Below are 23,671 nucleotides of genomic sequence, written 5' to 3' on the forward strand. Positions count from 1 at the left end.
TAAAAATTGTACTATGAAAAAAATCATCCTCATCATATTAGCTCTAACAACACTCGGTTTCGATACTTATAAAGAAGACGCATTCGGTACAGGAGAGTATTTCAAATTTAGAATTCACTACGGGATTGTAAACGCGGGATATGCCACACTTGAGATTAAAGAAGCTACAATAAACAATAAAAAAGTTCATCATGCAGTTGGTAAAGGCTACACAACAGGCATGTCAAAATTTTTCTTTAAGGTTGAAGATTTATACGAGAGTTACTTTGACAAAGACAATGGAAACCCGTATCGTTACATTAGAAAAATTGACGAAGGCGGTTACACCAAAAATCAGGAAGGAATTTTTAATCAAACCGAAAACCGAATTTTGGTAAAAGATTACAAACGAAAATCAGAAAAAACAATTTTAGTAACTGAAAATGTTCAAGATATTGTTTCGTCTTTTTACTACTTGAGAAATCATCCTAATATAGACAAACTTAAATCTGGAGAATCCATAACAATCGACATGTTTTTTGATGAGGAAATCACAAAATTTAAGTTAAAATATATAGGTCGTCAAGATATTACAACTAAATTTGGAACCGTTACTACGATGGTTTTTAAACCGCTGGTACAAACGGGAAGAGTTTTTAAAGAGAAAGAAAGTTTAACACTCTGGATCACAGATGACGACAATAAAGTTCCTGTTAGAATAAAAGCAGATCTTGCTGTTGGATCGCTAAAAGCAGATCTTGACGAATATAAAGGATTAAAAAATCCATTTAAAGTAAAAAAATAATGAACCTCACAGATAATTCTGAATCAATTTTAAACGAAATTGATCTTAAATTTCAAGCAATAAATCAAAAAACTGATGTGCAGTTAGAAGGATTGCTTTGGTCAAAACCAATTACATATTGGGATTATATTCAAACTGATGCTCTTCTAAATTTACAAATACAGCGCACTACCCTTCCTGACGAAATGGTTTTTATAATGTATCATCAGGTTAATGAATTAATTTTTAAAATGATTCTTTGGGAAATTGATCAGATTGCAGATACAGAAAACATTCAGGTGGGATTTTTCAGTGAGAGATTGTCAAGAATTACACGTTATTTTGATATGCTTACCAATTCGTTCAGCATTATGGAGAAAGGAATGGAAGTAGATCAATATATGAAGTTTAGAAACACATTAACTCCGGCGAGTGGTTTTCAGAGTGCACAATACAGAATGATCGAGTTTGCATCTACAGATGTAATCAATTTAACAGATCATAGATACAAAGCAGATTTTGATTCCAATACCGATCTTGAAACCAGTTTTGAACATTTATACTGGCAGGCTGCAGGAAAAGATTATCAAACCGGAAAAAAATCTTATCTGCTTAACGAGTTTGAAAAAAAATACAAAGACCAGTTTTTAAGACAAATGTCTACGTTTAAAACCAAAAATATCTGGCAGAAATTTACACAGTTACCCGCTGAAGACCAACAAAATGAATCGCTAATTACTGCAATGCGCCACTACGATAAAACGGTAAACATTACATGGGTAATGCAGCATCTTAATACTGCAAGAAAGTACATTTTAGAAAGCGGTAAAGGCAACGGTGAAGCGACCGGAGGAAGCGACTGGCAAAAATATATGCATCCAAAATACCAAAGACGCATCTTTTTTCCTAAATTGTGGACCGAAGAAGAATTGTCGAATTGGGGAAATGAATAAACCACTTTAAATTTTCCAACCAAAAAAAATTATAAAAGTTTGAAAAAAGCAGTCGTAATTATAATAGTCTTGTTTTCTATTTTTTCATGTAATAAAAAAGAAGTAGTAGTTGAAAACAAAATTACCAAACCTAAAACCAAAAAAGTTGAATTTGGTTTTAATTACGCTGACTTTAATGTTGTTAATGACACCATTTCTAAAGGAGATTCATTTGGATCTATTATTCAAAGTCAAAACATTGGAGATTTAAAAGTTTACGATATTGTTGAGCAGGTCAAAGATTCTTTTAATGTAAGATCTATGCGTTATAATAAACCTTTTACATTACTTCGCTCAAAAAACAAAACCAACAAACTTCAGGTCTTTATTTATCAGCCCGATGCTCTGACTTATTACGTAATCGATTTTAGAGACAGTATTGCTAAAGCATACAAAAAAATAAAACCGGTTACTTTAAAAAGAAAAATTATTGGAGGCGTTCTAAAAAGTTCATTGTCTGAAACTTTGGGTAATGAAAGTGTAGAAACAGCATTGGCCAGCAGAATTACAAAAGTATTTTCGTGGTCGATTGACTTCTTTAAACTAAAAAAAGGAGATCGTTACGGTTTAATTTTTACGGAACGGTTTATCAATAATAAAACATATGACGGTGTAGAAGACCTCGAAGCTGCATTTTTTGAATATAAAGGCAAAATTATTTATGCTTTTCCTTTTGAAAAAGATACTCTTTCCGGTAAAATCGAATATTATGATGACGAAGGAAAAACGTTGAAAAACTTTTTCCTAAAAACGCCGATTAAATTCAGCCGAATCACTTCACGATTTACAATGAACAGATTTCATCCTGTTCAGCATACATGGAAAGCGCACAAAGGAACCGATTACGCTGCTCCAACCGGAACACCAATTTCTACAACTGCAGCCGGAATTGTTGAAGCAACAGGATATACAGCCGGAAACGGAAACTTTGTAAAAGTAAAACACAACGGTACCTACTCTACTCAATATCTGCACATGTCCCGCATTTTAGTAAAACGAGGACAACGTGTTACGCAGGGACAAACTATCGGATTAGTTGGAAGCACAGGCTTGGCTTCTGGCCCTCACGTTTGTTACCGTTTCTGGAAAAATGGCGTTCAGGTAGATGCACTTCGTCTTAATTTACCAACCGGAGAATCTTTAACCGGTAATGACAGAACTCGTTTCATGAATCAGATTGAACCTTTGAAAAGGGAATTGGACAGTATTGGTAATTTGTAATTTTTACTAAAAAGTCAATTTCAAAAAAAAATAGAAAAACATGAAAAATGCTCGCCTTAAAGCAATTTACAATGAAACTTTTTCAGATTTAAAACTATTTTACAGAGACACCAATTTACCAGACAATTTAATTTTAAATTATAAAATAGGGCAGATAATTCAGGAGAAGGGATTTACCGACATGACTTCTATTGGCGGTGGTCTTTCTGGAAATTTCAGGTATTTAATTGCAAGTGCAAACGCAAAAGATTTATCAAAGTTCAATCCGGATTCTGCAAAAATTGGTCATTTTCTTTTAGATTCTATCGCTTATTTTAAAGTATTGGATATTCAGAAAATTGACAATCAAACTCAGGTTTTTCTTTTAAATATTCCAGACAATTCACTTTCACTTTTTAAAAATTCATCTTCAAATCTGGAAGAAGAAATTACAGAAAAAGCAAGAAAGAAATTTAAGGACAAAAGAAATATTGCTTTAATTCCCGAATTACAAACTGAAAATTGGAAAGAAAAAACTAAAGCTCCAATTGGAATGAATGATAGCGGTGAACTATTTTTTGACGATTCTAAAATTAAAACTGAATCTTTAAAAAGAATAGAAATTAATACTGAAAAGAAAACTATTTCAATTAATAAAAAACCCTGGTGGAAGATTTGGTAATTAAAATCGAGAATTAATTAGATTTTTTTCTGAATTCAGAAGGGTTCATTCCTTTATGTTTTCTAAAAACTTTATTTAAGTGACTTTCATCGGAAAAATTTAATTCGTCTGCAATTTCATTAATACGCATATCGCTGTTTAAAAGCCTGGCTTCAATCAATCTTAATTTATAGTTTGCAATATACTCCTGCAGCGTTTCGCCAGTTTGTTTCTTAAAATATTTTCCTAAATAATGAAGTGAAATATTAAAATGCTCACTTATCGCATTTGATTTAAGCTGCTTCGGGTTATAAATATTTTCCTGAATATAATGCAGTATTTCCAAAACCATCTCTCCGGTTGATTCTTTAATATTCTTCGGAAGTTTTAAAGCAATATTTCTCGCTACAATTGTAATTATGGTATTTACAATTTGTTCAATAATTTTTTGATGGTAAATCTGCTGATTGTCTAGTTCTTGAATTATACTTTCTATCAGCAATGAAATTAAAGGTTTGTCAATTTTATTTTTTAGAATACATCCCGGACGATGACTTGCATTTTGAAGAATATATTCCATTCGTAAAATAGTTTCTGATTGTCCGTTTTGAGAATTAGTTTTAATATAATATTCATTAAACCGAAGAAAAAAGAATTTTGTTGGTGTTGTAATTTCAAACGAATGAACATCTTGCGGCGTTATAAGAAATAGATTTCCTTTTTGGTATTGAAATTTATTATCATTAATAACCTGAATTCCAGTTCCGTCAACCACATAAATCAATTCAAAGAAATTGTTTTTCCGAATTGTTTTCGGAAACTGTTCCAATTCTTTAAAATCAACTTCAAAAGGAAGATATAAATTCGTATTTGTCATTAGGCTAAAATACAATTTTAGTACCAATAAGTACAATTTTCTACGAAAGCTAACTTCTTAATTTTGTAACAGATAACAAACTAAAATCTACAAAAATGAGAATACTTTTAATTGGAGCCAACGGAACAATTGGCAAAATACTGAATCCGGCTCTGGCAAAAAATCATGAAATTATTACGGCAGGAAGAAACAGCGGTGATTTTAAAATCGATTTATCAGATTCAAAATCAATAGAAAAATTATTCAACGAAGTAAAAAACATCGATTCGTGCATTTGTGCTGCCGGCGACTGTTATACGGGAGATTTGCTTTCGCTTGACGAAGAAAAATTAAATATTGGTATTAAAAACAAATTATTAGGTCAGATTAACCTAGTTCTAATCGGGCAAAAATATTTAAATGAGAACGGATCATTTATATTGACTTCGGGAAAAATGGGAGACAAACCTGTGAAGAATAATATTAGCAAAGCAATTGTAAATGGCGGAATTAACAGTTTTGTGCTTTCGGCTTCACTGGAATTAGACAGAGGAATTAGAATAAATGCCATTAGTCCTGCAAAGGTTTCAGACATTCCTGCTGAAGACTTAATAAATGCTTATACAAAAAGTATTGAGGAGTCTATAAATGGAGAAATTATTAAAGTAAACTATTAAAATTTAAAGATGAAAAACACAACTTTCTTATTATTACTATTCGTTTTAAATTCGGCTCTTGCTCAAAAAACAAAATCTGATTTTTTAGGTTCTTGGACTTTGGTTTCGGTTGAAAATATAAATTCAGACGGAACAAAAAATCTTCCTTACGATGTAAATCCTAAAGGCATTTTATTTTTTGATGAAAAAGGAAATTATGCTATCGAAATCTATAAAAATGAAAGACCAAAAATAGTTTCGGGAGATAAAAACAAATGTACACCCGAAGAAAATGCTTCTATTGTTCAAGGAAGTAATGCTCACTTTGGGATATATGAAATTGATGAGAAAAATAAGATTCTTACTTTTAAGATAAAAACAGCATCTTTTCCCAATTGGGAAGGAACCGTTCAAAAGAGATCTTATACTTTTATAAATAATGAACTTAAATATGTTGTAACCAATACAACTCAAGGCGGAAAAGCTGTTAGCGCAGAAGTTGTCTGGAAAAAATTGTAACCCAGATTCATAAATCGTTTTCGTAACTATTTGTTATATAATTATAAACCTTTATCCTTTTAAAAGTTATTTCAGTATTTTTGTTTTTTATAACCACATTTATAATTAAACAACAAAATGGCTTTAAACACAACAAACCCAACTGGGACTGAAGCGTGGAAAAATCTGCAAAATCACTATAACGCAATTCACGAAACTACGATACAAGAATTATTTCAACAAGACAGTGCCCGCGTTGAAAAATTCAATTTACAATGGAATGATTTTTTAGTAGATTATTCTAAAAATAATATTAGTCAGGAAACGATCTCTCTTTTATTGGAGCTGGCAAATTCTATCGGATTAAAAAATGCGATTGCTGATTATTTTGGAGGCGAATTGATTAACAAAACTGAAAATCGTGCAGTTTTGCACACAGCGCTGCGTGCTCAAGAATCTGCGACAATTAAAGTTGACGGTGAAAATGTAATTCCGGAGGTTTACGAAGTAAAAAACAAAATCAAAAACTTTACAAAAGAAGTTATTTCCGGAGAAAGAAAAGGTTTTGCAGGAAAAGCTTTTACCGATGTAGTAAATATTGGTATTGGAGGTTCTGATCTTGGTCCGGTTATGGCTGTTGAAGCTTTACAATTTTACAAAAACCATTTAAATGTACATTTTGTTTCTAATGTTGATGGTGATCACGTTAATGAAGTAATTAAAAAATTAAATCCAGAAACTACTTTATTTGTAATTGTTTCTAAAACTTTTACAACTCAGGAAACTTTATCCAACTCTGAAACTATAAAAGAATGGTTTTTAAAATCCGGTTCTCAGGAGGATATTGCAAAACACTTTGTGGCAGTTTCAACAAACATTCAAAAAGTTACAGAATTTGGAATTAACCCAGACAACGTTTTTCCGATGTGGGATTGGGTTGGAGGAAGATTCTCTTTATGGAGTGCGGTTGGTTTAAGCATTGCACTGGCAGTTGGTTTTGATAATTATGATGATTTATTGAAAGGGGCTCACGAAACAGACGAGCATTTTAAATCGGCAGAATTTGACAAAAATATCCCGGTAATTTTAGCTTTATTGAGTGTTTGGTACAACAATTTCTTTGGCGCAGAAAGCGAAGCTTTAATTCCGTACACACAATATTTACAAAAATTAGCACCTTATTTGCAGCAGGCAACTATGGAAAGCAACGGAAAAAGTGTGGGTCGTGATGGAAAACCGGTAAATTATCAAACGGGAACTATTATCTGGGGAGAGCCTGGAACGAATTCGCAACATGCTTTTTTTCAATTAATCCATCAGGGAACAAAAGTAATTCCGACGGATTTTATCGGATTCGTAAAACCTTTGTACGGAAATGAAGATCATCACGATAAGTTGATGTCTAACTTTTTCGCGCAAACGGAAGCGTTAATGACTGGAAAAACAGCAGCACAGGTACAAGCTGAATTTGACAAACAAGGATTATCTGCTGAGAAAGCATCTTATTTACTGCCTTTCAAAGTTTTTACAGGAAACAAACCGACAAACACAATTCTGATTCAGAAATTAACTCCAAAAACCTTGGGTTCTTTGATCGCATTATACGAACACAAAATATTTGTACAGGGAATTATCTGGAATATTTTTAGTTTTGATCAATGGGGAGTTGAATTAGGAAAGCAGCTTGCCAATTCTATTTTGGAAGAAATTAACACAAAAACGGTTAAAAATCATGACAGTTCTACTTCATTTTTATTAAACCATTTTCTAAAAAATAAATAAAACTTAAGAGAAGTTTTTTTACAACCATCTGAAACGCCTTAATTTAATAAAAATTAAGGCGTTTTTTCTTATAAATGAATCTAAAACAGTAAAAAAGAGCTTATTTTTGAGCGTTTTACACTACAAAACTGTTCAAATTATTATCATTTTAACAAAAAGGTATTATCAGAATTAAAGAAATCATTATTTTGTTTAACGAAAAAAGAAAAAATCATTTTAATGCGCAGCACATTAGACAAAACTGACTTTTCTTAACATTACGATAACATTATCCGATTTAATTGTTATAATTTTGCCAAAAACAATAAACTAAATAACAAATGATGAAAATGAAAAATTGGTTACTTACCGGACTATTATTTATGATAGTTTCAACCGTATTTTCTCAAGGAAAAATTACTGGTATAATTACCGATGGCTCAGGTGGAAGTTTACCTGGTGCAAACGTTGCTATTAAAGGTTCTAACACTGCGACTTCAACAGATTTCGACGGTAAATTTTCGCTTGATGCAAAAATTAGTACTGGAGAAGTAGTTATCACTTACTTAGGTTATGATAGTAAAACTGTAAAGTTTACTGTTTCAAACAACGGAGTAGCTGATTTAGGCGAAATCGTTTTGGCTTCAAATTCTAACGAATTGAGCGAAATTGTTGTAAAAAGTTCGGTAGTAGATATCGCTAAAGACAGAAAAACTCCTGTTGCGGTTTCTACAATTAAAGCTGCTGAAATTCAACAAAAATTAGGAACACAAGAATTTCCTGAAATCTTAAAAAACACTCCTTCGGTATATGCTACTAAAGCAGGTGGTGGATTTGGAGATTCTAGTATCAGAATTCGTGGTTTTACCCAAAATAACATTGCTGTTATGATCAACGGTATGCCGGTTAATGATATGGAAAATGGTTCTGTTTACTGGAGTAACTGGGCTGGTTTATCTGATGTTGCTTCTGCTATTCAAGTACAAAGAGGTTTAGGTGCTTCTAAACTTATAACACCATCTGTTGGTGGTACTATCAATATTGTTACTAAATCTTCTGACATGAAAGAAGGCGGATCAGTTTCTTCTGGTTTTGGTAACGGTAATTATTTTAAAATTCAAGGTTCTTACAACACTGGAAAATTAGACAGCGGTCTTTCTGCTTCTGTATTATTATCTCAAACTATGGGTCAAGGTTATATTCAAGGAACTGACTTTGAAGGATCTAACTACTACGTAGCTTTAGGATATGCTAATAAAAGTGATTCACATAACTTTCAATTAACTGTAACTGGTGCACCACAATGGCACAACCAAAGATCTACAGTTTCTACAATTGCAACTTACCAAAAATATGGTTCTATCGAAAATCCAAATACAAGATACAATCCAGATGCAGGATTCTTGAATGGTGAGGCATATAATATCAGAAAAAACTACTACCACAAACCGGTAGCTTCTTTTAACTGGGATTACAAAATCAACGAAACAACTAAATTATCTTCTGTACTTTACGCTTCTATGGGACGTGGAGCTGGAGCAAGTGCTGCAGGTGGTATTAGAGGAAAATCTTACAGTGACTTAGTTGCTTTTAGAACTGCTGACGGTTTAGTTGATTACGACAAAATTGTTGCTTACAACTCTGGACAATCAGTTTACATTAACGGTTTTACAGGATTACAAACTAGAGCTAAAGTTAATGGTCTTTACCAAAATACTTTCTCTTCTGGTTCTAATGCAAATACTGCTGCTGCTGCAAGCACAGGAACTACAGGTATTTCTCAAACTTCATCTATCAACTCTCATGACTGGTATGGTGCAGTAATCAACTTGAACAAAAAATTATCTCAGACTTTAACTTTAGATTTTGGTCTTGATGCTAGAACTTATACAGGATACCACTTTACAGTAGTAAACGATTTATTAGGAGGAAACGAATTTTATGACGTTCTTCAACAAAGTTCTTTACCAGCAGGAAATCACATCACAACTACTTATCCAACATCTGTTCAATGGAATGTTTTTGATAAGAAAGATTATGAAAAAGTTTCTTTTAACAGTACTGGAAAAGTTAAATGGTACGGAGTATTTACTCAATTAGAGTACTCTAAAAACAACTTAACTGCATTTGTACAAGGTGCACTTTCTCAACAAGGATACAAAAGAGAAGATACTTTCGTATACTTGCCAACAAATCCATTGTCTTCTACTCCTTACAAAAACATCTTAGGTGGTAACGTAAAAGGAGGAGCAAACTACAACATTAGCGAAAAAAGTAATGTTTTTGTAAATGCTGGTTATTATGATAAACAACCATTCTTTAACTCTGTTTATCCTAACAACAAATCTACATTAAACCCGAACTTGACTAACGAAAAAATTACAGGTTTTGAGGCTGGATACGGTTTCCGTTCTAAATATTTTACTGCTAACGTAAACGTTTATAACACAACTTGGAATGACAGATACTTAAAAGGTAACGCACTTCCAACATCTGCAACTATTCCTGCAAATACTACTTATACAGAATTCGTAGGTCTTAATGAGGTACACTCAGGAGTTGAGATCGAAGCAAATTCTAAAATTACAGACAAGTTAAGATTTAACGGTATGTTCTCTTACGGAATCTGGGAATACAAAGGAAATGCAACTGTAAACGCTTATTACCAAGCAGATAACACACCAGTACCAGGATTCCAAGGAACTACAATTTACATGGACAAAGTAAAAGTAGGTGATGCTGCACAAATGACTGCATCTTTAGGAGCATCTTACGAAGTTTTAACAAGAGTTACTGTTGATGCTAACTACAACTTTAATAACAAATTGTACGCTGGAATTAACCCAGTAAACTTTACTAGCCCTACAAACAAAGGATCTTTAGAATTACCTTCTTACGGTCTTGTAGATGCAGGTTTCTCATACAAAATGTTAGTAGGTCAAAACAAAGACAAATCTGTTAACTTCAGATTAAACGTAAACAACTTGTTCGACAAAGTTTACATCGCTGAGTCAAGAACTAACACATTTGCTGATGATTTCGTATCTGGTACATCTGGACCAACTTACGCTTCTTCAGGACAAGTTTACAAAGGTATCGCTACAAACAACCAAGTATTCTTTGGTTTTGGTAGAACTTGGAACTTTACATTACGTTACGATTTCTAATATTTAGAATCTAAATAAATACCATGAGCGGCATTGACTTTTAAGTTTAATGCCGCTTTTTTTTAGCCTTTTTTGTTATATTTGTTTTAAACAAAAAACACAGTTTATGTATAATTTTCTACAAAAATTTCATTCCGGCTGGGCATATTTAGCACTTTTGCTTTTGCTTGTTGCAGTCGTAAATGCGATAATTGGAGTAATGTCTAAGAAAGATTTTACAGCCAAAGACCGCAAAATTGCTCTGTTTGCCTTAATTGGAACTCATACCCAATTATTGATTGGATTAATTCTTTATTTTGTTTCTCCACTTGGAAAAGCAGCATTTGGACAAATGTCTAATGCAGAATTAAGATTAACTTCTTTAGAGCATCCGCTAATTAATATTATTGCTATTATTCTGATCACTATTGGATGGTCTAAACATAAAAAGCTGATTAACAGCGAATCAAAATTTAAAACTTTTGCTATTTTCTACGGATTAGGATTGTTGCTAATTTTAAGTAGAATTCCATGGAACCTATGGTTTCAATAACCAATCAAATTAAGTCCTAAAATTGTAGGACTTTTTTTATTTCGGCATATTATTTGTACAAACTCCCCAAGTCTGAAAAAAATAAACTATGAGAATTAAAAAAAACATCGTTACGACATTAATTATATCATTATTTTTAAGTTGTATAACCAATATTACAAGCCAAACCAAACAACCTGCAGAATCAAAAACAGCTCAGGATACGGTAAAAAATTTCAAACCAAATATCATTGCCTTACCTACAGCAGACTCGATATTTACTGATAAAGGCTTAAAATTAAAACAATACAAAAAAAATGCTCACGCTTCTTATTATTCTGACCGTTTTAACGGTAAAAAAACAGCAAACGGAAGCAGGTTTAACAACAGCAAATATACCGCGGCACATAAAAAACTTCCTTTTGGAACTCGGGTAAAAGTTACCAATGAAGCCAATGGAAAGTTTGTAATTGTAAAAATAACCGATCGCGGGCCTTTTGTAAAAACCCGTGAAATAGATCTCTCAAAAAGAGCGTTTATGGAAATTACAAAGAATAAAGGTGCCGGAAAAATGATGGTAACTATTGAAACTATTATAGAATAAAAAAATCCCGCTAGATGCGGGATTTTTTTTTATTAAACAAATTTTCTAATGCTCATGATTACACCGGTATGAAGTCCTTCGTGGTAATTATTAAACTGAAACGCTTGTTCAATATCTCGAATTGTATTACCTAAACTGGTGGTATATTCATAAAAATTCACAAACAAATTGTCAGCATAATCTTTTTGAGTTTTCTCTAAGGTTGCAGAAAGTAATTCTTTGATTTCATCAACTTCTTCTTGCGAAACGTCTCCTTCTGGTTTTGCTCCTTTAGAATACTTAAGGATAAAGTCTTGAGAAACCAAGGCAGGCAGACCTGATAATTTATAAACCAATGCCTGCTGAACGGCCACACAATGCGCGGCATTCCAAATAATATTATTATTAAAACCCTGCGGAATTTTATTTAGCTGCTCTAAAGAATAATTATCTAAAATTTTCAAAAGAACTTCCCTAATTACTCTGTGTGCTTCAAAAACTGATTTCATAATTTTATTTTTTTTTCTAAAATTAGTTAATTTTAAGTTTCAAATGGATTTTCTTTGCATTCTTAAACTTAATATCATGAACAAAATATATTATCTGGCTTCTTGCGATACCTGCAGAAAAATCATTAAGAATTTACCGGAAAACGATTTGGTTTTTCAGGACATTCGTCAAAATCCGATAACTGAAGCAGAATTGGAAGAAATGTATAAACTTTCTGGAAGTTACGAAGCATTGTTTAGCAAAAAAGCGCAATTGTACAAATCAATGGATTTGAAAAACAAGTCGTTGACGGAAGCTGATTTTAAAAAGTATATTTTGGAACATTACACTTTTTTAAGCCGTCCGGTTTTTATTATTGAGGATAAAATTTATATTGGCAACAGCCAGCAGAATATTCTTCAGGTTACAAAAGCTTTACAAAAATAAAAACCCTAAAGTTGTAAGGTTTTCGGCTGCGTTAGGGATAGCAGTGGAAATCCTTTTGTGGAGCTTTTTCTGCTCCACAAAAGATTGAAACGAATAGCCCCACCGAAGGGAACGCCCAAAGACTTTTTTTTAATTTCTTGGCAGTAAAACTAGAAACTCTCGCTGTGAAGTTTTTTAGTATCTTTGCGCCTTTATATTCAATTATATGATACAATCTATGACAGGTTTTGGTAAAGCGTCTTTGCAGTTGCCAACAAAAAAAATTACCGTTGAAGTAAAATCTTTAAATAGTAAAGGTTTGGATTTGAATGTCAGGATGCCGTCTGTTTATCGCGAAATGGAATTAGGTTTGCGTACTCAAATTTCTACGAGGCTGGAAAGAGGAAAAATCGATTTTGGGATTTATGTAGAAAGTACTGCCGAACAAACTTCGACTAAAGTAAATGTTCCTGTTGTAAAAAATTACATCGCACAGCTTAAGGAAGTTTATCCCGATGCTGATGAAACTGAATTGATGAAAATGGCCGTTCGTATGCCTGATACGCTGAAAACGGAGCGTGAGGAAATTGACGAAAATGACTGGGAACAAATTCAGGTAATTATTGAAGAGGCTTTACAAAATATTTTAACTTTTAGAAAAGACGAAGGGGAATCTCTTGAAAAAGAATTCAATCTTAGAATTGGAAATATCCGTCAATATATGAACGATGCCTTGGCATTGGATCCGGAACGTGTTCAGGCAATAAAAGATCGTTTGCAAACTGCTATTGCTGAATTGCAGGTGAATGTTGATGAAAACCGTTTTGAGCAGGAATTAATCTACTATTTAGAAAAACTGGATATTACGGAAGAGAAAGTTCGTTTGACGAATCACTTGGATTACTTTTTAGAAACTATTAAGGGAACGGAAGCTAATGGTAGAAAACTAGGCTTTATCACTCAGGAAATGGGCCGTGAAATAAATACTATGGGTTCTAAATCGAATCATGCTCAAATGCAGAAATTGGTGGTGATGATGAAGGACGAATTGGAAAAGATTAAAGAACAGGTTTTAAATGTGTTGTAACGGCTATAAGCTTTACAACCATTTTATTTTAAACTAATTATCTATAATTCATTGTTTGTAGTTTATGAAAAAAATATTCCTATTCTTATGTATTATAATTGTCACTACTGGTTGTAAATCTCAAACAGAAGATTTTAGCCTAATAGGAAAATGGAAAGCAATAGAATCAATTAATAGTAATGGAGCAAAAAAATTTCATACGGATATTGAAAATGGAAATGAAATTACTTTTGGAATAGATAATATTGTAATCGATCATCATCTTAATATCAAGGGTAAATATGAAATTATAGGAGATAGTCTTCATCTTATTTTTCCTAAAAAGGAGTTTTTCTATTTCTGTCGTACGAATGAATGGAGTTCTAAAAAAATGTTTTTAGATCCTGTAAATGATAAATACCAATTAATTTGCGACGAAGGCTGTACAACAATTTACAAAAAAATAGAATAGACAATTACACGATAACACAAAACAACATACGAATAAAAGCTTAAAGCTTACCGCTTAAAGCCTAAAGCATAAATGAAGCATACATAATGAATAAAGGAAAATTAATTGTTTTTTCGGCACCTTCAGGATCAGGAAAAACAACGATAGTAAGACATTTACTTGGGAAAGAGGATTTAAATTTAGAATTTTCGATCTCGGCGGCTTCGCGTGATCCACGCGGTGAGGAAATTAACGGGAAAGATTATTATTTTATTTCGTTAGAAGAATTCAAAAAACATATTAAAGCCGAAGATTTCCTGGAATGGGAAGAAGTGTATCGCGATAACTTTTATGGTACTTTAAAATCTGAAATCGAACGCATCTGGGCTTTAGGAAAGAATGTCATTTTTGATATTGATGTTGCGGGCGGACTACGTATTAAACATAAATTCCCGGAGCAGACTCTGGCTGTTTTTGTAAAACCTCCAAGTGTTGATGAACTTAAACGCAGACTGAAAGAACGCTCTACAGAAAGTGACGACAAAATAAATATGCGTATTGCAAAAGCATCTGTAGAATTGGCAACAGCTCCTCAGTTTGACGTGATCATTAAAAACTATGATTTACCGGTAGCGCTGGAAGAAGCACACCAATTGGTTAAGGAATTTGTTTCTAAGTAAATAGTCATTAGTGAATAGTAAATAGTGAATAGTAATTAGTGGAATAGTTAAAATGAGTGAAATAAGATCTTATAAAGATTTATTGATTTGGCAGAAAGGAATTAAAATTGTCTCTCTGATTTATCAATTAGTAAAATCATTTCCTAAAGAGGAATTATTTGCTTTAACTAGTCAATTAAAAAGAGCTTCCGTATCTATTCCTTCAAATATAGCAGAAGGTTACGGTAGAAATACAGATAAATCTTTTAGTCATTTTTTAAATATTTCCAGAGGCTCATTGTTCGAAATTGAAACTCAATTACTAATTGCAAATGATCTTGGTTTTATAACCAGCCAAACTCTTTATAAAGAAATTTTAAATCAAATTGAAGAAGAATCGAAAATGATTAATGCTTTTTCTAAGACACTAAAAGACTAATCACTTTTTACTAATTACTAGTTACTTAACTATGAAAATAGGTCTTTATTTCGGCACTTATAATCCCATACATGTTGGGCATTTGATTATTGCCAATCACATGGCAGAATTTGCCGATTTAGATCAGATTTGGATGGTGGTTACGCCTCATAATCCACTAAAAAAGAAATCGACTCTGCTGGATGACCACCAGCGTTTGGAGATGGTTTATCTGGCTACAAAAGATTTTCCGAAGATAAAACCTTCAGATATTGAATTTAAATTACCTCAACCCAATTATACCGTAAATACTTTGGTGCATCTGCACGAAAAGTATCCGAATCATGAATTTTCTCTAATCATGGGCGAAGACAATCTGAAAACGCTTCATAAATGGAAAAACTACGAGGTGTTATTGGATCGTTATGATATTTATGTTTATCCGAGAATTTCGTCTGAAGAAGAAAATACAGCATTAAAATCGCACCCGAAAATTCATATTATTGATGCGCCGATTGTAGAAATCTCTTCTACTTTTATTCGAAACAATATCAAGGAAGGAAAAAATATTCAGCCTTTATTACCGCCAAAAGTTTGGGAATATATTGATCACAATAATTTTTACAAGAAGTAAATGTCTTTTTCTGCTTCTGTTTTTATTCCTGTAAAACCTAAGGGTTTTGACTTAACGCTTTCAGAAAAAATATCCTGGTATTCTCTGGGAGCATTAGTAATATATACATTACCTATGTTATTCATTGAAAACTATTACGATTATAGATTTCCTCAATGGGTTTATTATCCATCATTTCTTTTCTTTCTATTAAATTTCAGCAGTAATTTTATTCGCTTAACAGAATTTGAAAATCTTAATGGTTACTTTGAAGGAAGAATTACATTTAATGATGAATTTATAACGATAGACAACAGCGATTATAAATATTCAGATATAGAAGATCTGATTGTTTACGGAAATTCTTTCTCTGGCGAAAAAACATCCAATCACAAATCGGGTCCAATGTATGGAAATGGAACTAAAAATTTAATTTCATTTACCTCTGAAGGGATTAAAATCGAAAAACATTTTCAGCTCAATTCAGAGAAACATCTTGACCAGTTACAGGAAGTTTTGCTTCATATAATTACTAACGAAAAAATTCCTTATAAAAGAAAATACCTGAATTTTATTAATGAAGAATATCGCAGATTTATAATTTTTGAGTTTTTTATTGGAAAATTAATCAAAGAGAAAAGAATTGAATGTACAGAAGGTTTACTTTTAATTGGATACGATTCAGATAAAGAAGCCCGAGAATTAAGAGCAAAATATTGCTGCTGATTTTAGAACTAAAAAAGCCTAAATGCAATAAACATTTAGGCTTTACTTTTTTAAGCTGTTTCAAGCTATTTTTTGACGTTATTTCTAATTTCAGAAAGAGATTGGTCAATCAATAATTTTCCGTCTCTGAAAACTTCTTTAAGTTCTCCTTGTTTTTCTTCTTCCCAGGAAACATTATCGGTTAGATGATAAACGCCGTCGACTAAATCAATTTTCATTAATCCTTTTGCAGATTTTTTGGTTCCGTCGTCTGTAATCGGATCTTTGAAGATTGCTCTACCTTCTCCGTTTACTTCTCCGTACGTCGCTTTCATAGCAAAACCAAATGTATCTCTTGTGTTATATTGATAGGTAAAAGATCCAATTCCTAAAACAACATTGGTAGAAGCAAATCCTTTTAGTTTTAATCTTTCGCAGATTTGAGTTGCTCTTGGCACCGTAATACTATCTCCGTAAATAGCCCCAATCTGAGGTACTAATTCTTTGAATCCTTTATCGTTTGTAGTTCCTCCAAAAACATCCCAAAGCAATTCAATCACACCTTTCTTTTCCTGTTCTGTTTTTCCGTTCGGATTTCCGCAGATAATATCTACCGGATCTCCACTGTCAGGACGAATTACCACCTTACCTTCTCTCGAAACGATTTCGTCTTTTAATCTCGGAAGATAATCGGTTAAAACTTTCCATAAATCCCAAGTATCAGAAACGATAGAAACAATTCCTTTTGGGTAAACATCAGAAATTAATCTTCTAAAAGTTTCATATTCTCCCTCTGTTGTTCCCATACACATTACAGAATGTTCTGTAGCAGCAACCGAACCTGCAATTAATTCCTTATCTGAATCTGCTTTGTAATATTCCTCCATAAAATCAATTACAGGAATTGTATCAGAACCTGTAAAGCTCAACAAATGTCCTGCAGAAGAAGTTAAAGACGCTTCGATGCCGCCCATTCCGCGCATAGAGAAATCGTGCGCCTGCCAATCTACAAATTCCGGAACTGATGAAGTTTCCTGAGCATATCTGTCCAGAACTTTTCTGTACTCTTTTGCAATTGTAGCAGAATTACAAGGAAGCCAAACTACAGCAGAAAGCAGTGTTTCAAAATAATTGGTCAGCCAGAAAAACTCAGGAAGCGTATTGTACATCGTAAACATTGGCACTCGAATTGGCACACTTGTTCCTTCTGGCAAGGCTTTAAAAACCATAGGAATGTATCCTAAATCGTGTAAATCTTCGATATGTTTGGTCCCAACCAGGTTTTCGCCCAAATAATTATTGATTCTTCTTGAGTATTTTTTTACTACTTCTTCTTTTGGCTGTTTGAAAAAATGCAGTTCAAAATCCTGAATAATATATTTTTTAATGAAATATTGTAATCCGAAAAATACAACCTCATCAACTCCTTCGATTCTTGATTTTCTTGGTGTCCAGTTTGAGTAAACTAATGTTGTTCCGTCTGGATATTGCCTTCTGTGGTCAACTTTGTAACCGTCTGTTAATAGTAATGGGTTCATAGGTTTTTATTAATTAAATTTTCGTAAAGCGTATCGAATTCAGAAGCCAGCTTCAAATATTCATCACTCCATCCGTTTTGCATAGAAATTTCCTGAAAAGTTCCTGTTGGAGCAAATAAGTGTTGGAAAAATCCTAAGCTTTGCTGCTGATTATTATTTTCAAGCAATTTAGAATTTAAATCTATTTCGGCAATTAATTTTTCTACTGAATTATAAGATGTCCACATTAAATCTGTGTCAGCCGTAATTTTTGATTTAATTAGTTCAAGTAATTTTATTAATTCAGTCATTGTAGAATCACCTTTTTCCATTTAAATAATTTATTTTTATTACAAGGAATTCAATATTCTGAAATCTTTTGAATATGGAGAATAAGATCCATAAATAACATCAAATTTTGTTTTCAGCTTTTCTGGCTCAAATCCTGCCTCTGTCTGATCCAGACAAGTGACAACGAGGTTTTTTTTGTTTGAAGTAATATAAGCTGCATCCAATTGTAAAGCATAGTTTAACAGATCATAATCTAAATCTCCAAATCTTAACTCTTTCTGATATTCATTAAAAACACAGGTTTCTTCTTCGTTGTTTTTTAATGCAATTTCGTTTTCATTACTCATCCAGCCGTTTCCGTGTCGGGTTGCATAATTTCTGGTAACATAAAACATTTCGATTTCTTCAATGTTTAAGAATTTACAGACTTCAAAAGCGTTTTTTGAGGTTGTATTGGCGTACGTCACATTCGGAAAAACACCATGATCCATATCGAGTAAAATTCCCTGGCTTCCTTCAAAAATAAGAGTTTCAAATGATTTTAGATAACTATAATCACTGATCTTCCATTCTATTTTATCGATCGCATGTAAGAAATCGTCCAGTTCCTGTTGGATTTGAGTTCCGTCAAGAAATCCGTAGAAATAAGCAATTCCTTTTAGTTTCTCGATTAACATCTGCCGTGGCGCAATCAAATCTATGGCAAATAATTTATACGGACTTTCGTGTCTTTTCATTGTGGCTCCAACGCCTTTTCCGCAGGTTCCGTGTTCCAGATTTTTGACATTTTTGCGATTTTGCCAAACATCAAAAGGGGTTGTAATTTTTGCTAACGGATGAAGGTGCAATTCTACATTTCCGTTCTGTTCTTTTAATTCTGTTCTTTCATTAAACAAAAAAGTAGGATGAATGGTGCAATGCTCTGTAAAATAAGAAGGTAATCCGCGAAGTGCTCCGCTGGCAAAACTAGAATGAACGTGTTTTTTATCCCCGATCATAACGGTATGCGCAGCCTGCTGTCCGCCCGAAAACCGAATAACTACAGCATCCGGATTTTGCTGCGAAAGAAAATCTGTAGTGGTTCCTTTTCCTTCATCACCAAAACCCAGACCTATAACTATTTTTGCTTTTTTCATTTTTTAAAGCATTTCAATATTTTCTAATCCTCCTAAATTTACACTTCCAGAAGAGCCGCTTTTAAATCTATCGCAGATAATGCCTTTTATCACATTCGGAATTTCTCTATGATCTTGTATAGACAAACAATTTTGTCCCAGCAATTCTTTCCATGCAACATCTGATCTAATGGCCTGATCTGAATGCAAAACACTGATGTGGTAAACATCGTAGTATTTTTTTGCTTCATCCAAAAGTTCTTTAGCCGTGTAAGTCTCCTGACCTGTGCCCATAATTTCTTTAATTGCCGATGCCGGAAGAACATCCAGATTAGGCTCATCTCCTACAGTAAAAAGCAATCCTTTTTGATTTCTTTTTTCGAATGCATCGGTTTTGGTATGAAAAGCGGCAAAATACCATGCCAGAAGATAACTTTCGCCGGCATTTCCGCCACCGCCAGATTCTATATAAGTACGTGTAAGCCACATGTCTAATTCCTGATCTCCAGATTCAAACTGACCAACCTGAAGCGGATAATTATCGCATTCGTGATCACCAATTCCTAAAAATAAAAGAGCAGGATCCGGAACACCGCCTTGTATAATTCCTCCCATCAATTTAGGAAGACCTTCTTTGATTAATTCATGCGGAATATGTCCCATACTTCCCGTAACATCCAATCCTAAAATAATTGGAACTGAGTTTGGGTGAACGGCAGAATCTCTCGCTTCTCTAAAAGTAATTCCGTTAGGATTCATAGAATCGTGTGCCATTCCTTTTGCATTTTGGGTAAAAATTTCACCCGCAGATTTTTTTCCGTAACCTGCTGCTTCTGCTCTGCTCAAACGAGCGCCTAAATCATATCTTGTACCTCCCATAATTAAAATGTTTTACCAAATAAATATTCAAATCTCTTTTTTGTAACTTCCAATTGAATGTTTAAATTTCTGATTGTTAATGATAATTCCATGTCTTTCTGCACAAACGCTTCGGGCTGGAAATCTGCAAATGTCAAACTGTTTTTATCTAAAGGGCTGATATCAATAAGACCTTCCTGCTCTCTTTCGAGTCTTTTTATTTTTAGTTCGATATCTTCTACCCTGCGTCTGTATATTAGTTCTGAATCTTCTCCGATAGTGCGCGCTCTGTCTTCTCTAATCTGGTCATTATTTCTGCGTAATGACTCAATAAATCTTGGTTTTAATTCGTCTTCCATGTTTTTAAATTTAATTTGTTGTGTTAAATTCTAAATAACCCGTTTGGTGTAATTATTTTCCAACACATAGAATCATAGATTTTGCATACTTATAAAAGGCGTTTTACTTGTATTAACAAACATAGCTATGTGCGAAAATCTAAGATTTTTTAAAATTATCTTTTCTAAATATTAAAAATCTATGTTTCTATGTGTTAAATTATCTTTTTTGCTAATTACACACAACGGGTTCTAATAATCTTATTGAAATTTGTCTGCCAGTTTATGATCCAAATCTATCAGAAAGTCTTTTCCGTATTTTTCATTCTCTAAATCTTCGTATAAAAAATCAGGCAATACTTTCTCGCAGTTTTCTTTCTGGCTTAATATTGCCATGCACAAAGCTGCAACGGTATCTGTATCGCCGCCGTAATCGATACTTTTCTTTAAGCAGTGCTGCATAGAATCAGACTCAGAAACAATTTTAATGACAGACTGAGTTGTAAAATACCCGTGCATGTCTATTGGAGATGTTATTTTGTACACCTCATTTTCTTTTAAAGTTTCATTAATAAATTCTATCAATGATGTTTGCTTCTCCAGTTTATATTTATAAAAATGCACTGCCAAAGCTATTCTTTTTGCACAGCTGATTCCTTCTATAGTATTGTGCGACGTTTTTGCCTGTATTTCACAAAACTCAAGTATTTGATTGACATCTTTAAGAAGTCCGATGGAGTAAGCGCGCATCGCAGAGCCGTTTCCGTTACTTCTGTTATCGATGATTTTTAAAAAATCACTTCCGTTTTTACTGGCGTCTAATGCATTATAAACTCTGTCTGAATATCCTCTTCTTTTATCTCTATGAAAAACCTCTACAAACTTATCAGCAACTTTTACTTCATTCCAATCGTTCTCTTCCAGCAGTAATTCTGTAATTGCAATGGCCATTTGTGTATCATCAGTATATCTTTTGTAGATTTCTGTATACATTCCGTGTTTATGATATCTTGTCAGATCATTATTTTCAATAATATATTCTTGTTTCTGAAATTCAAATCCTGCACCGTATGCATCTCCTATTGCTGCTTCTAAAATCATAATTGTACTAAATTATTGTTACTTAAATTCGATGTATTTTGAAGGAACCTCATCGGTAAGCCAAACTTCATTTTCAGACAGATAAAATTTAAATCCGTCTCTGTGCATGGCACCGCTTCTAACGGTTAAAATTTGTGGAATTCCTCTTCTGCTTCCTACTTTTACTGCCGTTTCTTTGTCTTTGGAAAGATGTACATGCTGACGGCTCATTTTCTGTAAACCTTCTTTCTGAATACTTTCCATAAACTTTCCGACCGTACCGTGATACAAATATTCTGAAGGTTCTGTTTCTGCCAAATTCAATTCGACTGAAATAGAATGCCCCTGACTTGCACGGATTTTGGTTTTATCTTCATTAAAAGCAAAACGCTTTTTATCGTTATTTTCTACAACGTAATCCAAAAGTTCAGCGTCGAGATGATTCCCCTTTTTACTACATTTTAAAATTAATTCTTCTACATCTGCCCATCCATTTTCGTCTAATTTTAATCCGATTTTTTCAGGTGAATGTCTAAGTACCAGACTTAGAAATTTGCTTACTGTTTTTGCTGTTTTTTCATTCATGATTAATATATTTTTCTAGAAGTCGTACACCACAACTTCAGTATCAAGATTAGAAAGAGTTTCAATAATAATTCGTTCAATCATATCTCGTTTACCACTGGCTGAATACATCTTCGAAATGCTTAAAATTTGATTTTTTTTCAGAATTGTCAAATACTGCAAAAACTATTTTCTTAAAAGCACCGGTATATTTTTCTACAATAATTTCTTTGAACAACTGCGCTACCTCTCTGGGTTCATTTCTAAAAACACCGCAACCCCAAGCTCCCAGAATGATAATGTCGCTTTTTTGTTTTAAAGCAATTGCCAATACTTTGTCCATTCTCTTTTTTAAAACTTCTTCTATTGCGGCAATTTCTTCATTCTTGTTATGCTGCAACATCGCGCCTTTGTTTGGTGCTGCCGACGTAATGATATCTGCGACTAATGGTTTTTCTAAATAATTCCCATTATCATCGTTCCAAAACAAAACATTCGGACTATAAATCATGTAATCTGAATATAAAAACGAAGACCGATTTCTATTAAAATCATACATCGCTTTATTTTTTATTTGTGTTTCGTAAAGATTTGAAGATCTTGCCAGACTTTCTTCCTGAGCAGAAGCCCCACCTAAAAAACCGCCGCCTGGATTTTTTGCAGAAGCAAAATTCAACACACAGATTTTTCCATTTTTCTCCTGATCAATTGCTTCAATTGTAGAACAATTTCTCATAACAATCTCTGTTTCAAACTTATTTTCAACAGGGATTTTTAAGATTGTCTCCCAATCGTTTGGCACAATTGTAAACGTATTTTCTATAGATTCGTCAAGTTCTTTTTTTATGACAATCTTTTTTCCTTTATATTCATAGAAACCATTCTTTATGATTTCTAAGGTTTTATTTGCTATTTCTACTCTATAATTTTTATTCATAATGCTAATTTTATTCCCCAACTATTAAAAGTCATAAACCACAACTTCGATATTATGATCCGAAAGTGTTTTAATAATAATTGGTTCAATCGTTTCCCAATTTCCTCCTGCTAAACCGCATCCAATTCTGGGCATGTGAACAGACGCTTGATTCGTTTTTGCAAAATCAGAAACTGCTTTTAATCCTTCTTCAATGGCATTGTATCGTATTGGAGCTCCACCATTTTCATCTTTATTGATCTTGTGCTGACCAATTAAATTGGCTACCCATAAATCTTCTTCTACCCGAACAAACTGTACTTTTCCCAATTCAAAATCGTTTTTTGATTTATACCAATCTCGATATTGTTTTTCAGGTTCTTTCCATTTTTTTGAGACAGCCATTACAAATCCTTTTCCCCATCCGCCAATATCATTGCAAACATGTACTATTATTTTGTTTCCTGATGTTTGAGGTGATGTTGCATCTCCTTTTGTGTATTGGATCTCTTTCATT

28 protein-coding genes are annotated in these 23,671 nt (G+C 33.1%); 17 read left to right on the plus strand and 11 right to left on the minus strand.

Features of this window, described 5'->3' with window-relative positions:
* The first annotated feature begins 13 nt into the window (after positions 1-13).
* Genes B0A68_RS22265 through B0A68_RS22280 form a run of 4 tightly spaced genes read left to right on the plus strand, consistent with a single transcriptional unit; the run spans position 14 to position 3,637 of the window.
* Complete coding sequence (locus B0A68_RS22265; protein WP_035681517.1) at positions 14-784, plus strand: DUF3108 domain-containing protein; 771 nt, start codon at positions 14-16, stop codon at positions 782-784.
* Positions 784-1,716, plus strand: a complete 933-nt coding sequence (locus tag B0A68_RS22270) for a tryptophan 2,3-dioxygenase family protein (RefSeq protein ID WP_035681515.1) — start codon at positions 784-786, stop codon at positions 1,714-1,716. The genes B0A68_RS22265 and B0A68_RS22270 overlap by 1 nt, the downstream gene beginning before the upstream one ends.
* Positions 1,717-1,755: 39 nt before the next feature.
* Positions 1,756-2,976 carry a M23 family metallopeptidase gene (locus tag B0A68_RS22275; RefSeq protein ID WP_035681513.1) on the plus strand — a complete coding sequence of 407 codons (1,221 nt, stop codon included), beginning with the start codon at positions 1,756-1,758 and terminating at the stop codon, positions 2,974-2,976.
* A 40-nt stretch (positions 2,977-3,016) separates the two neighbouring features.
* The gene (locus tag B0A68_RS22280) at positions 3,017-3,637 is read left to right on the plus strand and encodes a hypothetical protein (protein WP_035681512.1); all 621 of its coding nucleotides are present in this window, start codon (positions 3,017-3,019) and stop codon (positions 3,635-3,637) included.
* 13 nt (positions 3,638-3,650) lie between these two features.
* Here B0A68_RS22280 and B0A68_RS22285 read toward each other — a convergent pair whose 3' ends face one another.
* Positions 3,651-4,493, minus strand: a complete 843-nt coding sequence (locus tag B0A68_RS22285; RefSeq protein ID WP_035681510.1) for an AraC family transcriptional regulator — start codon at positions 4,491-4,493, stop codon at positions 3,651-3,653.
* A 95-nt stretch (positions 4,494-4,588) separates the two neighbouring features.
* Between B0A68_RS22285 and B0A68_RS22290 the strand changes: the two genes are divergently transcribed.
* The 6 genes from B0A68_RS22290 to B0A68_RS22315 all read left to right on the plus strand — a co-directional run bounded on the left by B0A68_RS22290 (position 4,589) and on the right by B0A68_RS22315 (position 11,669).
* On the plus strand, positions 4,589-5,149 hold the full coding sequence (locus tag B0A68_RS22290; RefSeq protein ID WP_035681507.1) for a short chain dehydrogenase: 561 nt from the start codon (positions 4,589-4,591) through the stop codon (positions 5,147-5,149).
* Positions 5,150-5,158: 9 nt separating this feature from the next.
* Positions 5,159-5,647, plus strand: a complete 489-nt coding sequence (locus B0A68_RS22295; RefSeq protein ID WP_035681505.1) for a lipocalin-like domain-containing protein — start codon at positions 5,159-5,161, stop codon at positions 5,645-5,647.
* 117 nt (positions 5,648-5,764) lie between these two features.
* A complete protein-coding gene (pgi, locus tag B0A68_RS22300; protein WP_035681501.1) occupies positions 5,765-7,408 on the plus strand; it encodes a glucose-6-phosphate isomerase in 1,644 nt (547 codons plus the stop codon).
* Positions 7,409-7,728: 320 nt separating this feature from the next.
* Positions 7,729-10,554: a TonB-dependent receptor gene (locus tag B0A68_RS22305; RefSeq protein ID WP_035681499.1), complete on the plus strand. Its 2,826-nt coding sequence runs from the start codon at positions 7,729-7,731 to the stop codon at positions 10,552-10,554.
* Positions 10,555-10,660: 106 nt separating this feature from the next.
* Positions 10,661-11,086 carry a hypothetical protein gene (locus B0A68_RS22310; RefSeq protein WP_035681497.1) on the plus strand — a complete coding sequence of 142 codons (426 nt, stop codon included), beginning with the start codon at positions 10,661-10,663 and terminating at the stop codon, positions 11,084-11,086.
* Between the two features lie 88 nt (positions 11,087-11,174).
* On the plus strand, positions 11,175-11,669 hold the full coding sequence (locus B0A68_RS22315) for a septal ring lytic transglycosylase RlpA family protein (RefSeq protein WP_035681494.1): 495 nt from the start codon (positions 11,175-11,177) through the stop codon (positions 11,667-11,669).
* A gap of 32 nt (positions 11,670-11,701) precedes the next feature.
* Here B0A68_RS22315 and B0A68_RS22320 read toward each other — a convergent pair whose 3' ends face one another.
* Positions 11,702-12,157: a DinB family protein gene (locus B0A68_RS22320; protein ID WP_035681492.1), complete on the minus strand. Its 456-nt coding sequence runs from the start codon at positions 12,155-12,157 to the stop codon at positions 11,702-11,704.
* Between the two features lie 76 nt (positions 12,158-12,233).
* Between B0A68_RS22320 and B0A68_RS22325 the strand changes: the two genes are divergently transcribed.
* The 7 genes from B0A68_RS22325 (at position 12,234) to B0A68_RS22355 (ending at position 16,496) form a co-directional block, all read left to right on the plus strand.
* Positions 12,234-12,584 carry an arsenate reductase family protein gene (locus B0A68_RS22325; protein WP_035681489.1) on the plus strand — a complete coding sequence of 117 codons (351 nt, stop codon included), beginning with the start codon at positions 12,234-12,236 and terminating at the stop codon, positions 12,582-12,584.
* A 205-nt stretch (positions 12,585-12,789) separates the two neighbouring features.
* Positions 12,790-13,650, plus strand: a complete 861-nt coding sequence (locus B0A68_RS22330; protein WP_035681486.1) for a YicC/YloC family endoribonuclease — start codon at positions 12,790-12,792, stop codon at positions 13,648-13,650.
* A gap of 64 nt (positions 13,651-13,714) precedes the next feature.
* A complete protein-coding gene (locus tag B0A68_RS22335) occupies positions 13,715-14,101 on the plus strand; it encodes a hypothetical protein (protein WP_035681483.1) in 387 nt (128 codons plus the stop codon).
* A gap of 86 nt (positions 14,102-14,187) precedes the next feature.
* Positions 14,188-14,760, plus strand: a complete 573-nt coding sequence (gmk, locus tag B0A68_RS22340; protein WP_035681480.1) for a guanylate kinase — start codon at positions 14,188-14,190, stop codon at positions 14,758-14,760.
* Between the two features lie 52 nt (positions 14,761-14,812).
* Positions 14,813-15,178 (plus strand): four helix bundle protein, encoded by a 366-nt coding sequence (locus B0A68_RS22345; RefSeq protein WP_035681477.1) that lies wholly within the window; start codon positions 14,813-14,815, stop codon positions 15,176-15,178.
* A gap of 31 nt (positions 15,179-15,209) precedes the next feature.
* The gene (nadD, locus tag B0A68_RS22350; protein ID WP_035681474.1) at positions 15,210-15,791 is read left to right on the plus strand and encodes a nicotinate (nicotinamide) nucleotide adenylyltransferase; all 582 of its coding nucleotides are present in this window, start codon (positions 15,210-15,212) and stop codon (positions 15,789-15,791) included.
* Positions 15,792-16,496, plus strand: coding sequence for a hypothetical protein (locus tag B0A68_RS22355; protein ID WP_035681472.1), 705 nt, complete (start codon positions 15,792-15,794; stop codon positions 16,494-16,496).
* A gap of 65 nt (positions 16,497-16,561) precedes the next feature.
* Here the strand turns inward: B0A68_RS22355 and B0A68_RS22360 are convergent, their stop codons facing one another.
* From B0A68_RS22360 to B0A68_RS22400, 9 genes are all read right to left on the minus strand, one after another.
* Positions 16,562-18,013, minus strand: a complete 1,452-nt coding sequence (locus B0A68_RS22360; RefSeq protein WP_035681470.1) for a nicotinate phosphoribosyltransferase — start codon at positions 18,011-18,013, stop codon at positions 16,562-16,564.
* Positions 18,010-18,324, minus strand: a complete 315-nt coding sequence (locus B0A68_RS22365) for a hypothetical protein (protein WP_035681467.1) — start codon at positions 18,322-18,324, stop codon at positions 18,010-18,012. The genes B0A68_RS22360 and B0A68_RS22365 overlap by 4 nt, the downstream gene beginning before the upstream one ends.
* A gap of 18 nt (positions 18,325-18,342) precedes the next feature.
* A complete protein-coding gene (locus B0A68_RS22370; protein WP_035681465.1) occupies positions 18,343-19,419 on the minus strand; it encodes an adenylosuccinate synthetase in 1,077 nt (358 codons plus the stop codon).
* Between the two features lie 3 nt (positions 19,420-19,422).
* Complete coding sequence (locus B0A68_RS22375) at positions 19,423-20,277, minus strand: hypothetical protein (RefSeq protein ID WP_035681462.1); 855 nt, start codon at positions 20,275-20,277, stop codon at positions 19,423-19,425.
* Positions 20,278-20,279: 2 nt separating this feature from the next.
* Complete coding sequence (locus B0A68_RS22380; protein ID WP_035681459.1) at positions 20,280-20,615, minus strand: hypothetical protein; 336 nt, start codon at positions 20,613-20,615, stop codon at positions 20,280-20,282.
* Positions 20,616-20,855: 240 nt separating this feature from the next.
* The gene (locus tag B0A68_RS22385; RefSeq protein WP_035681457.1) at positions 20,856-21,695 is read right to left on the minus strand and encodes an ADP-ribosylglycohydrolase family protein; all 840 of its coding nucleotides are present in this window, start codon (positions 21,693-21,695) and stop codon (positions 20,856-20,858) included.
* 18 nt (positions 21,696-21,713) lie between these two features.
* A complete protein-coding gene (locus B0A68_RS22390; protein WP_035681454.1) occupies positions 21,714-22,259 on the minus strand; it encodes an RNA 2'-phosphotransferase in 546 nt (181 codons plus the stop codon).
* A 91-nt stretch (positions 22,260-22,350) separates the two neighbouring features.
* Entirely contained in the window at positions 22,351-23,175 is an 825-nt protein-coding gene (locus tag B0A68_RS22395) for a TIGR02452 family protein (RefSeq protein ID WP_035681451.1), read from the minus strand.
* Positions 23,176-23,199: 24 nt separating this feature from the next.
* Complete coding sequence (locus B0A68_RS22400) at positions 23,200-23,670, minus strand: macro domain-containing protein (protein ID WP_035681448.1); 471 nt, start codon at positions 23,668-23,670, stop codon at positions 23,200-23,202.
* Position 23,671 lies beyond the last annotated feature (1 nt).

Origin of the sequence: Flavobacterium reichenbachii (assembly GCF_002217435.1) — a bacterium.
In the GTDB taxonomy this organism is placed as follows: Bacteria; Bacteroidota; Bacteroidia; order Flavobacteriales; family Flavobacteriaceae; genus Flavobacterium; species Flavobacterium reichenbachii.